The sequence below is a fragment of the Streptomyces sp. LN549 genome (assembly GCF_043203805.1).
Lineage (GTDB): Bacteria > Actinomycetota > Actinomycetes > Streptomycetales > Streptomycetaceae > Streptomyces.
The window spans coordinates 6,446,320-6,458,214 of the sequence record NZ_JAZHRI010000002.1; the positions used below are offsets into that span (position 1 = coordinate 6,446,320).

At 73.3% G+C, this 11,895-nt stretch carries 8 protein-coding genes; all 8 read left to right on the forward strand.

Annotation, left to right across the window (positions count from 1 at the left end):
• The first annotated feature begins 3 nt into the window (after positions 1-3).
• The 8 genes from SH922_RS29025 (at position 4) to SH922_RS29060 (ending at position 11,882) form a co-directional block, all read left to right on the forward strand.
• Complete coding sequence (locus tag SH922_RS29025) at positions 4-2,328, forward strand: polysaccharide lyase 8 family protein (protein WP_393063721.1); 2,325 nt, start codon at positions 4-6, stop codon at positions 2,326-2,328.
• A 67-nt stretch (positions 2,329-2,395) separates the two neighbouring features.
• Entirely contained in the window at positions 2,396-3,787 is a 1,392-nt protein-coding gene (locus tag SH922_RS29030; RefSeq protein ID WP_393061020.1) for a serine protease, read from the forward strand.
• On the forward strand, positions 3,784-6,078 hold the full coding sequence (locus SH922_RS29035) for a tetratricopeptide repeat protein (RefSeq protein ID WP_393061022.1): 2,295 nt from the start codon (positions 3,784-3,786) through the stop codon (positions 6,076-6,078). The genes SH922_RS29030 and SH922_RS29035 overlap by 4 nt, the downstream gene beginning before the upstream one ends.
• A 96-nt stretch (positions 6,079-6,174) precedes the next feature.
• Positions 6,175-7,599 carry a hypothetical protein gene (locus SH922_RS29040; RefSeq protein ID WP_393061024.1) on the forward strand — a complete coding sequence of 475 codons (1,425 nt, stop codon included), beginning with the start codon at positions 6,175-6,177 and terminating at the stop codon, positions 7,597-7,599.
• On the forward strand, positions 7,599-8,630 hold the full coding sequence (locus SH922_RS29045; RefSeq protein ID WP_393061026.1) for a hypothetical protein: 1,032 nt from the start codon (positions 7,599-7,601) through the stop codon (positions 8,628-8,630). Before SH922_RS29040 ends, SH922_RS29045 begins: the two co-directional genes overlap by 1 nt.
• Entirely contained in the window at positions 8,627-9,877 is a 1,251-nt protein-coding gene (locus SH922_RS29050; RefSeq protein ID WP_393061028.1) for a carbohydrate ABC transporter substrate-binding protein, read from the forward strand. Before SH922_RS29045 ends, SH922_RS29050 begins: the two co-directional genes overlap by 4 nt.
• A 153-nt stretch (positions 9,878-10,030) precedes the next feature.
• Entirely contained in the window at positions 10,031-11,614 is a 1,584-nt protein-coding gene (locus SH922_RS29055) for an acyl-CoA carboxylase subunit beta (protein ID WP_393061030.1), read from the forward strand.
• A 64-nt stretch (positions 11,615-11,678) separates the two neighbouring features.
• The gene (locus SH922_RS29060) at positions 11,679-11,882 is read left to right on the forward strand and encodes an acyl-CoA carboxylase subunit epsilon (RefSeq protein WP_393061032.1); all 204 of its coding nucleotides are present in this window, start codon (positions 11,679-11,681) and stop codon (positions 11,880-11,882) included.
• Positions 11,883-11,895 lie beyond the last annotated feature (13 nt).

Sequence of the window (11,895 nt, forward strand, 5' to 3'; positions counted from 1 at the left end):
CTTCTGCCCGCCTGGTCCCGCCGCGCCTTTCTCGCCACCGGCAGCGCCACCGCACTCGGTCTGGCGCTCGCCCCGGCGGCCCGCGCGGCGCAGGACGAGTTCGAGACGCTCCGGCTGCGCTGGAACGACCTCTCGCTCGGCACCGGCTACGACCCCGCCGCCGAGCCCTACGCCGCCAAGCTGGCCGAGACCGGCGAACTCGCCGCGGAGTTCCGCTCGACGATGGCCCCCGCCGCCGCCTCCCTCTGGGCCGGGCACACCTTCGACCCTCCGGCCGGCATCACCTGGAGCTACAGCCGGCTGTGGACGATGACCCAGGCGTACGCCCAGCAGGGCACCGGCCACACTGGCGACGAGGGCCTCCTCGCCGACATCGTCCGCGGCCTCGACCACCTCTCCGCGACGGTCTACAACCCGTCCACGGCCCGGTACGGAAACTGGTGGGAGTGGCAGATCGGCAGCCCCCGCCTGCTCATGGACATCGTCGCCGTCCTCCACCCCCACCTCGGCGAGGAGCGCGTCGTGGCCGCCTGCGCCGCCGTCGACCACTTCATCCCGGACAGCATGCTCACCGACTACAGCGGCACCTCGACCGGTGCCAACCGGGTCGACCTGTGCCGTTCCGTCGCCCTGCGCGGCATCCTGGGCCGGGACGCCGCCAGGACCGCACTCGCGCGCGACGCCCTCTCGCCCGTCTTCCCGTACGTGACCAAGGGCGACGGCCTCTACGCCGACGGCTCGTTCGTCCAGCACACCTGGGTCGCCTACTCGGGCACGTACGGCCAGGTCATGCTCGACGGGCTCGGCCGGCTCTTCGCGCTCCTGGCCGGATCCACCTGGGCGGTCACCGACCCCAACCGGCAGATCATCCTCGACAGCGTCGAGCACGCCTACGCCCCGCTCATCCACGACGGCCTGATGATGGACAGCGTCAACGGCCGCGCCATCAGCCGGGGCCTGCTCAAGAACGACGAACGCCGGATCATGCGCAGCGACCACTTCCACGGGCAGGGGCTGATCGCCGCCGTGGCGCTGCTCGCGGGCGGTGCGTCCGCCGCCGAACGCGACCGGTGGAACGGCATGGTCAAGGGCTGGATCGAACGGGACACCGTCAGCCCGGTCCTCGCCGCCCCGCAGTTCGGCGTCGCCGACCTGTCCCGGCTGCACGCGGCCGCGGCCGCCCCCGTCCCGGCCGCGCCCGAGCCCGTCGGCCACACCCTCTTCGCGGCGATGGACCGGGCCGTGCACCGCCGCCCCGGCTGGGTCGCGAACCTCTCCATGGCATCGGAGCGGATCAGTGCGTACGAGTGCGGCAACGGCGAGAATCCGCGCGGCTGGCACACCGGGGCCGGAATGCTCTACTGGTGGCAGGGCCCGGACGGCGGCGGCCAGTACACCGACTGGTTCTGGCCCACCGTCGACTGGTACCGGCTGCCCGGCACCACCGTCTCCACCAAGCGGCTCGCCGACCGGGCCGGCGGCGAATGGGGCGAGCCCCGCCCGGCCGTGCAGTGGGTCGGCGGCGCGCACGACGGCGAGTGCGCCGCCGTCGGACAGCATGTGAAGGGCCTCGGCTCCACCCTGGAGGCCCGCAAGTCCTGGTTCTGCGCAGCGGATGCGGTCATCTGTCTCGGCGCCGGTATCAGCGCCGCCGACGGCGTCCCCGTCGAGACGGTCGTCGACAACCGCAACCTCGGCCCGGACGGGCGGCAGCGCCTCACCGTCGACGACCGCGAACGCCCCCGCTGGGCCCATCTGGAGGGACACGGCGGCTGGGTGCTGCCCGGTGGCGCCGCCCTGCAGACCCTGCGCGAGGCCAGGACCGGCGCCTGGTCCGACATCAACACCACCAGCGCCACCGAGCAGCAGACCCGCCACTGGCAGACCCTCTGGCTCGACCACGGCACCGACCCGGCCGACGCCGCCTACCTCTACCTCCTGATGCCCGGCGCCTCCCGGCGCACCGTCGCGGCCCGCGCCGCCGACGGGCACTGGCTGACGGTGCTCGCCAACACCGCGGCCGTGCAGGCCGTCGCCGTGCGCTCGCTCGGGCTGACCGCCGCCAACTTCTGGCAGCCGGGCACCGCCGGACGGCTCTCCTCGACCGGGCCTGCCAGCGCCCTCGTACGCGAGGGCCGGAGCACGACAGCCGTCCGCGTCAGCGGGCCCGACCGGAGCGGCACACCGTTCGAAGTGGTCTGGGACCGGCCGGTGCGCGAGGTCGTCTCGGCGGACCCGGGCATCGAGGTCCGTGCCACCGGCCGGCGGCTCGTGCTGGGCGTGGACCCGGGGACGGCGGGGGCCACCCTGCGGTGCGACGTCCGGTGACCCGTTGGGGCCGGAGTATGCGCGGGGTCTGGGAAGGGTGGCTGTTGCACGCGTACTCTCAAGCGGTATGGGGGAGTTGAGAGCGGACTGGCGGCTCCGGTTACGCCGCGAGGGGGCGGAAGGGCCCGTGTGCGGGGCCGGAGTGCTCCTCACCCAGGACCGGATGATGACCTGCGCACACGTCGTCGGGGAGAGGGACGCCCGGATGTGGGTGGAGTTCGCCGAGAACCCCGGCATCCCGCCGGTCGGTGCGCGGGTCGCCCCGGGCGGCTGGCTGCCGGGACCGGACAGGGCCGCCGGTGAGGACGTCGCCGTGCTCGCCCTGGACAGCCCCCGCCCGCAGGCGGCGCCCGCACCGCTCGGAAGGGGGCTGGAGCGGGGCCGCGAGGTGTGGATCGGCGGGTACTCCCAGAGCTTCGACGACGGGATGTGGCTGAGCGGCCGGATCAGCGGACTGCACGGGGACTGGGTGCAGCTCGACGCCGGGACCAACGCCGAGGTGGTGCGCCCCGGGTTCAGCGGCGCCGCCGTCCAGACCCGGGGCGAGCGGCCGGGGACGGAGGAGGTCGTCGGGCTGGTCGTCAGCTGGCGCGGCGATCTGGAACTGGCACCACCCACCGAGAACGACCTGGCGTTCTCGTACATGATCCCCGTCGACCGCATCGCCGCCCTCGTGCCGCTGGTCGCCGAGCTGAGCGGACCGGACGGCTGGGACCGGGGGCTGGAGCGGCGGCTGCGGCAGTGGTTCGCGGGCGGCGAGGAGCCCGCCGTGCGCTTCTGCGTCGTCGCACACGGCAGCGGCCGCGACCGCGTCCTGCAGCACCAGCTCCACCGGGCCCACCTCGTCTGCCGGGGCGGGAGCACGAGGCCCGAGGAGCTCGTCGAGACCCTGGTGGCGCAGCTGCGGCCGCCCCGGTACCAGCACAACGCCTACCGGGACTGGCTGCTGGAGGGCGGCACCGCCCCGGACCGCACGGACGGCGGCCGGTCCGCCGGATCGGGGCCGGTGCTCGCCGTGATCGGCCTGGACGAGGACCCGGACCCGGTGGCCCTCGTGCTGCTGCTGGCACGCGTCAGGACGCTCGGGTTCAGGCTGCTGGTCGTCTTCCGCCGCGCCGACGGCGCGGGACTGGCCGAGGTGGCGCGGCACCTGCTGGTGCCCGCCCTGGAGGAGCGGGCCGAGGTGCTGGTGCGCCGGGTCGAACGCATCGAGGGGGAGTGGGCCGGACTGCGGGGCATGGTGGACTCGGCCTCCCTGGTCCCGCGCCCCACGGTCGAAGCGGCGGCCCGCCGCCACCGGCTGCGGGAACTGAGGCTGCTGGCCGATCCGCAGGACCAGCTGACGCAACTCAAGCAGCTGTTACGGGAGTTACGTGACGACCTCGGCCGGGCGCACGGACCGGGCGCAGCGGATCTGCCCGCCCCGCGGACCGGACGCGGCCCGGCGGAGCGCCGATGAGGATTCCGTGCCCGCACCGCCGCTTCACCGGCGCCCCCTGCGGCGGGGCCGTCCAGCCGACCGGCTACTGCGACACCTGCGGCCGTGACGAAGGCGCCCCCGGACTGCCGCCGCTGCCCACCGTTCCCGAGCGGTACGGCCCCGCCGGACTGCTCGAACTGCCCCTGCTGGACCCGGGCAGCCCGGCCGAGCGCCTCGCCGCCGCCGAGCATCCGGTGCGCATCGTGATGACGTGCTCCGCCGAGGCGTGCCACACCTCGTTCGTCCCGCCGCACACGGCCGCCCCGCCGCCGGACGAGGGCTACTGCCCGAGTTGCGGTGCCCCGTACTCCTACCGCCCCGAGCTGACGAAGGACGGACCTCCGCTCCAGGACCAGTACCGGATCCGCGGCCCCATCGCCCACGGCGGCCAGGGCTGGGTCTACCTGGCGGAGGACACCCACCTGGAGGACTTCGTCGCGGTCAAGGGCCTCCTCAACCGCTACGCGGAACGCGGCGCCGCCCAGGCCGGCGAGGAGCGTCGCAGCCTCGTCGCCATCCGGCACGAACGCATCGTCCAGATCCGCGACTTCGTCAGCACCCGCAACGCGGACGGCACCGTCTCGGGCGGGTACATCGTGATGGAGGACGTCGGCGACCGGACCCTGTCGGCCGTCGTCGAATCGACCCGCCAGGGCGCCTTCGTCCTCGACATCGAGCACGTCGTCACCTACGGCTGCCAGATCCTGGAGGCCCTCGCCCACCTGCACGGCATGGGCTTCCTGTACGGCGACATGAAGCCGTCCAACGTCATCCACCACCTCGACGGCATCAAGGTCATCGACCTCGGCGGGGTCCGCAAGGCGGGGGCCACCGACCCGCCGCCCGTGATCACCCCGTGGTTCGCCGCACCCGAGATGGACGGGACGGGACCCCTCACCGTCGCCCACGACGTGCACACGGTCGGGGTCACCCTGGCCGAACTGGCCGGCTGGGCGGTCGGCGACGACGTGCCGGGGCTCGGTATCAGCTCCTTCCGGCTGGTCGTGGAGCGGGCGACGGCCCACGACCCGGAGCGCCGGTTCGGCTCCGCCGAGGACATGGCCGGCCAACTGCGCGGGGTGCTGCGCGAGATCCGGGCCCTGCGCGGCAAGCGCGACCAGCCCGAACCCTCCGCCTACTTCACCCCGTCCACCGAACTGCTGGGCGCCCGCCTGGGCTCGGTGCCCGACTACGCGCACTGGCTGCGCCGCCCGCTGTACGGCCGCCGGGAGACGCCGAAGGCGCCCGCGCTCGACTCGGGGCTGCCCACCGCGACCGAGATCGCCCGCCGGCTGCCGGTGCCCCGGCCCTATCCGAAGGACCCGCAGGCCGCCCGGTTCGGGGTCAGCAGCTACGACCCGGGGCAGCAGTTGCCCCAGCCGGACCACGGGGAGCGGTCGGTGGAGATCTGCCTGCACAACGCCCGGCTGCTGATCGGCAAGGACGGTGACGAGGCACTTGCCGCGGCCCGGGAGCAGGTGCAGGCCGCGGCCGCCATACCGGGCCCGGGGCCGGTCCGGCAGTGGCGGCTCAGCTGGCACTGGGGACTCGTCGCGCTGCGCAGCGCCGATGTGCTGGATGACCGGCGGCCGATGCTCGAAGCGGCCCTGGAGCACTTCTCGGCCGTGCACCGGGCCCTGCCCGGCGAGTACGCGGCCAAGCTTGCGCTGGCGTACTGCGCGGAACAGCTCGGCGACGACCGGCCGGCCGCGGCGGGCCCCTCGGCGTACGAACTCTTCCGGGCCGTGCACGCCCGTAACCCCGCGCACGGCGGGGCGGCCCTGGGGCTGGCCAGGCTTGCTCTGGCGCGTGGCGACCGGGCCGCGGCGACCGAGGTCCTCGGCCTGGTGCCCGACGAGTCGCGGGACCACACCGTCGCGCGGATCGCCGCCCTGCGCATCCGGGCGGCACGGCTCGCGACGGGGGAGCGGCCGCTGCCCGAGGAGTCGGAGATCGACGCCTGCCTCACCGCCCTCGCGCCGGGGCCGGGCGCGCCGGGGCCGGTGGTCGTGGGGGACGAGGCGGCCTGGCTGCTGCGGACCGAACTGTACGAGTGGAAGCTCGACGCCGTCCGGGCCGCGGGCCGGGCCCGACGGCCCCGGGGCGGCGTGCTGCGGATCGGGCTGCCGCCCCCGGTCGTGCCCGGGGAGCGGGCGGTACGGGAGGAGCTGGAGCAGTGCTACCGCTGGCTGGCCCAACGGCAGGGGCCGGCCGAGTACGAGCGGATGATCGACCTCTCCCACGCGGTCCGCCCGCAGACCCGTTTCTGACAGCCGATGCCCGCAGACCTGGTTCGGGGAGCTGATGCCCGTGGACCCGCTCACGACCGCCGCACCCCCCGTTCCGTAACCGCTGGAGGCAGTCCCATGGGCGCTGACGCCCCTTCGTCCGGGCTGGAGTTCACGGTGTCCCTGGACGTCCGGCGCGATCAGCAGCCGCACCACGACGCCCGGATCGGCGCCCACCTGCGGGTCGAGGCGGCCGGCATCGGCCCCCGTGACGAGGTGCCCGGAGTCGAACTCGCCGTCGTCATCGCGCTGGACGTCGCCGCCGGGCGCCGGGAGGCCGCGGCAGCCGCCCTCGCAGCCACGCTGCGAACCCTGCCCGACGGTGTCTCCTTCGCCGTCCTGGGCGGCGCCGACGAGAGCGGGGAGCCGACCCGCTGCTACCCGCTGCGCGGCCGGTGGGCGCTGGCCGACACGATGGAGAAGCGCCGCGCCGCGTTCAGCGCGGGCCGGATCGTCCCGGCCTCGGAGGACCGGCCGCCGCCCGGGTATCCGGCCTGGCTCGCCGCCGCCCGCGCGCTGTTCGCCGAGCGCCGGCTGCCGCTGCGGCACCTGTTGCTGATCACCGACGGCAGTGGCCGGGACCCGGCGGACGACGCCGGGCCGGACGGGGGCGGCGGTGCGCTGCGGGCGGAACTCGACGCCTGCCAGGGCCTGTTCACCGCTGACGTGCTGGCGGTCGGCGGGGGCTGGGACCCCGCGCCGCTGCTCGCCGTCGCCGAGAGCCTGCACGGCACCGCCGAGCACGCCCCCGACCGGTTCGGCCCCGCCGTCACCGGGGCGCTGCGACGGCTGCGCCGGGTCCGCAGCCCCGAACTGCCCGTCGTGGTGACCGCGCGTCCGGCGGTGCGCGCGGTGGAACTGACCGAGACGGCCCCCCGCCCGCAGGGGATCGAACCCGTCCTGCGGCAGGAGGAGCCGCACCGGGTCGCCTTCCCCACCCACCAGTGGGAGCCGGGCACCCGCGACTACCTCCTCACCGTGCACGCCGACGCGAGCACCGACCCGCTCGGCGTGCTGCTGCAACTGGCCACCGTCTCCGTCGGGGACGCCACCGCCGCGCTGCTGGTGCGCTGGCTGCCGCCCGGAGTCGCCGTGGGCGCGGGGGCGACCGGCGGCGGGGGCGGCACGCTGCAGGCGATGAACGCCGCCACCCAGATGCGGACCGCCCTCAACCGCGGATACGCCGCGCTCGACCCGATGAGCCGCGACGAGGCCGAGCAGCAGTTCGGCCTCGCGGTCCGGCTCGCCAACGAGATCGGCGCCGCCTGGGTCCTCCAGGACGTGCGCAAGGTGGCCGACATCGTCGACGGTCCGCGTGGACTGGTCCGGGTCGGCCCGACCGTCGACCGGGGCACTGTGCGCCGCGGGCGGCTGCACATCGCCTCCGGCCACCGGCTGGAACTGCCCGGCCACGCCACCGGGAAGCCGGTGAAGTGCCCGCACTGCCGTCATCTCGCGGGGCCCCACGCCCGGTTCTGCATCGTCTGCGGAAGGAGTCTGTGATGCCGATGCCCTCGCCGGTCCGCTGGGTGCGCGCCTTTCGGACCCGCCGGTCGCGCCGTTCACGTACCAGGCGGCTGCTGGAGCGGCATCTGGTCGTCATGGTGGTGACCGCGCTCGTCTCGGTGACCGCTCTGCTCGTCTCCTACCGGGAGGTGCAGAACGCCGCCGGAGAGATGCGCACCCGCGGCGCACCCGCCGTTCAGAATGTCGCCGCCACCCAGCTGGCGCTGCTGCGCGCCCATGAGGAGGCGCAGAAGTCGGTGGACCAGAAGATCGACACGGTGGTAGGCGCCGGCGCGCGGTACGAGAACCAGCTGTCCTCCGCCAGTCAGGGCGTGTACCGGCTGTCCGACGTCCAGCTCGACGGGGAGCGCGGCCGCGGCGTCCTCAAAACGGTCAACGGCGTGCTGGCCTCGTACAGCAGCTCCATCACGCCGGGCGCCGTCAAGTACGTGGGGGACGAGGACGACCTGATGCAGCGGGAGAAGTTCGGGGAGGCGCAGAGGAGCCTGCTCCGCCCCGGTACCGGGGTCGTGCCGCGCCTGGACGTCCTCCAGGGGCACCAGATGCGGCGCGTGGACCGGGTCAGCTCCCTGGGCACCCTGCAGCAGACCGGCTGGGTGGCAGCCGAACTCGGTCTGCTGGTCCTCGCCCTGACCGGCATCAGCGCACTGTGGGTGCTGCGCAGCCGCTGCGGCCGCAGCCACGACCCCTGGCTGCTGGCGGCGCTGCTGGTGACCGTCGCCCTGGCCGTCGTCCCGCTGTGGGTGACCGTCGGAACCCAGGAGCGGCTGGACACCGCCCGGCACCAGCTGGTCGGGATCGAGCAACAGGCCCACAAACACAAGGACCTGGCCCTTTCCCAGCGGATCATCATCGAAGAGTCCACGGACCTGCGCGGCCGGCTGGCCGCCCAGCGATGGCAGAGCTGGACGTACTACGGGGCGCTGGGCGGCGGCGCGCTGATCGTCCTGCTGCCGGCCATCGGCATCGTCCGGCGCCTCAACGTCGACTACTGGAGGACCGGATGACCCGGTGTACCCGTGCGCTCCTGTTCGTCCTGGCCCTGTTCATGACGGCGGCCGGCTGCGGTCTCGCGGCCCCCGGCGGCAGCGACGCGGAACCGAAGGTGACGATTCTCGGCCCGTGGACCGACGAGCAGGAGCTCCAGTTCAAGGACGTCCTGAACGGTTTCGGGATCCCGTACACCTACCAGGGCACCGCCGCGACCCGAGAGGTGCTGCTCGCCGAGGTCCAGGCGGGCAACCCGCCCGACATCGCGATCCTGCCGGGCATCGGTGAACTCGTCGAGTACGCGGCCGAGGGCCGGCTCCGTTCGCTGCGCGACCTGTACGAGCCCACGGAGTACGGGAAGCCCTGGCGGCCCGGGGCGGAGGGCATCAGGGACCATCTGTGGATGCCGCTCAAGGCCGACCTCAAGTCCATCGTCTGGTACCGCAAGGGCGAGGCGCCGCAGCTCCGACCCGCCCCGCTGGCCTCGTGGTGCATCGGCATGGGCGACGACGGCGCGTCCGGCTGGCCCGGCAGCGACTGGATCGAGGACCTCATCCTCCAGCGCATGGGCCCGGTGCTGTACGCGCGCTGGGCGACCGGCGACCTGGAGTGGACCGACGACCGCGTGATCGCTGCCTGGGACGCCTGGGCCGGGATGCTCGCCAGAGACCCGGACCGGGCCGGCCGCATGCTGCTGGCCGACCACCGCGGTCCGGTCGGGGGGCACGGACTGCTCCTGGGCGGCGGCTGCGACCTGGAGCACCAGGGGTCCTTCGCCCGCGCCTTCTACGGGGACCGCAGCGGCGAGGCGGCGTTCGAGGACTCGGCGCGACTGCTGCCCGGCGGCCCCTATACCGTGAGGGCCCATGAGGTGTCGGCCGACTTTGCCGCGCTCTTCGGCGAGGGCGGTCAGGCGCGCGAGCTGATCCGGCGGCTCGCGTCCCGGGACGCGCAGGAGGAGTGGGGCCGCAAGGGCGGGGTCTTCTCGCCGAACGCTGCGGTCCCGCCCAAGAAGGGCGCGGTCGACAAAGAGGTGAGCCGCCGCTTCACGGACCAGCGGGTGCCGCTGTGCCTGGACGCGTCGGACGTCATGCCGGCGGCGGTGCGGGACGCGTTCTACGAGGCCGTGCTGCTCACGATGGCGCACCCCGCGGAGCCGGTACGGCCGAAGCTGACGGACATCCAGAACGTCCAGAAAGCCCAGAAAGCGAACCAGAATGGGAAGCCCCACCCCCTGACCGGCGTGTGCGGCAGACCACAGTGAACCTTTGTGGAACTTCCACAAACATGCAGGGGTATGGGCTGGTACTTCGCCTGCATGGCCCAAGGGTTCTGTCAGGCTCCACCAGGAAACCGGGCAGGAGACTGTACGGAGTCGACGGCAGGATTCTCGAGGTCGAGTTCGTAGGGTCGATACATGACCGTTGTGGACGAAACCCAGGGCGAGCCGAGCGACACCCGTGGCCGTGTGGCGGAACTGCTGGCACTGCGCGAGCAGGCCCGGCGCGGACCGAGTGACCGGGCGACCGAGGCACAGCACGCCAAGGGCAAGCTGACGGCGCGTGAGCGCATCGAGCTGCTCGTGGATCCGGGTTCGTTCAAGGAGGTCGAGCAGCTGCGCCGGCACCGGGCGACCGGCTTCGGCCTCGAGGAGAAGAAGCCGTACACCGACGGTGTCATCACCGGCTGGGGCACGGTCGAGGGCCGCACGGTCTTCGTCTACGCGCACGACTTCCGGATCTTCGGCGGCGCGCTGGGCGAGGCCCACGCCACGAAGATCCACAAGATCATGGACATGGCCATCTCGGCCGGTGCCCCGCTGGTCTCGCTCAACGACGGCGCCGGCGCCCGTATCCAGGAGGGCGTCTCGGCGCTCGCCGGCTACGGCGGCATCTTCCAGCGCAACACCCGGGCCTCCGGCGTCATCCCGCAGATCAGCGTGATGCTCGGCCCGTGCGCGGGCGGCGCGGCCTACAGCCCGGCCCTCACGGACTTCGTCTTCATGGTCCGCGAGACCTCGCAGATGTTCATCACCGGACCGGACGTCGTCAAGGCGGTCACCGGCGAGGAGATCACGCAGAACGGCCTCGGCGGTGCCGATGTGCACGCCGAGACCTCGGGCGTCGCGCACTTCGCGTACGACGACGAGGAGACCTGCATCGCCGAGGTCCGCTACCTCATCGGGATGCTGCCCTCGAACAACCGGGAGAACCCGCCCACCGTGGCGAGCGACGACCCGGCCGACCGGCGCGGCGACGTCCTGCTGGACCTCGTCCCGGCCGACGGCAACCGCCCCTACGACATGCACAAGGTCATCGAGGAGCTCGTCGACGACGGCGACTACCTGGAGATCCACGAGCGCTGGGCCCGCAACATCATCTGCGCGCTGGCCCGCCTGGACGGCCAGGTCGTCGGCATCGTCGCCAACCAGCCGCAGGCCCTGGCCGGCGTCCTGGACATCGAGGCGAGCGAGAAGGCCGCCCGGTTCGTCCAGATGTGTGATGCTTTCAACATTCCCATCGTCACTCTTCTGGACGTACCCGGCTTCCTGCCCGGCGTCGATCAGGAGCACGGTGGAATCATCCGGCACGGCGCGAAGCTGCTCTACGCCTACTGCAATGCGACGGTGCCGAGGATCTCGCTCATCCTGCGCAAGGCCTACGGCGGTGCTTACATCGTCATGGACAGCCAGTCCATCGGTGCGGACCTCACCTACGCCTGGCCGACCAACGAGATCGCCGTGATGGGCGCCGAAGGTGCCGCCAACGTCATCTTCCGTCGGCAGATCGCCGACGCCGAGGACCCCGAAGCCATGCGGACCCGCATGGTCAAGGAGTACAAGGCCGAACTGATGCACCCGTACTACGCCGCCGAGCGCGGCCTGGTCGACGACGTCATCGACCCTGCCGAGACCCGCGAGGTCCTGATCGCCTCGCTGGCGATGCTCCGCTCCAAGCACGCCGACCTGCCGTCCCGCAAGCACGGCAACCCCCCGCAGTAGTCCGCGGGCCCCGCAGCCACCCTGCAAGGCCCCGCGAAGACCTGCCGAGAAGACGGAGACATTCATGAGCACTGCCACCGAGTCCGTGCTGCGCGTCGAGAAGGGTCTGGCCGACCCCGAGGAGCTGGCCGCCATAACCGCGGTCCTGCTCGCCCGCGCCGCGGCGCAGCCCGCCGACGCCCCCGTCCGCCACCGCCGCGACACCGCGGGCTGGCGCCGCCTGGAGCGCACCCCCGGCTTCCGGGCCCCCCACAGCTGGCAGGGCTGAGCCGGGAAACTGT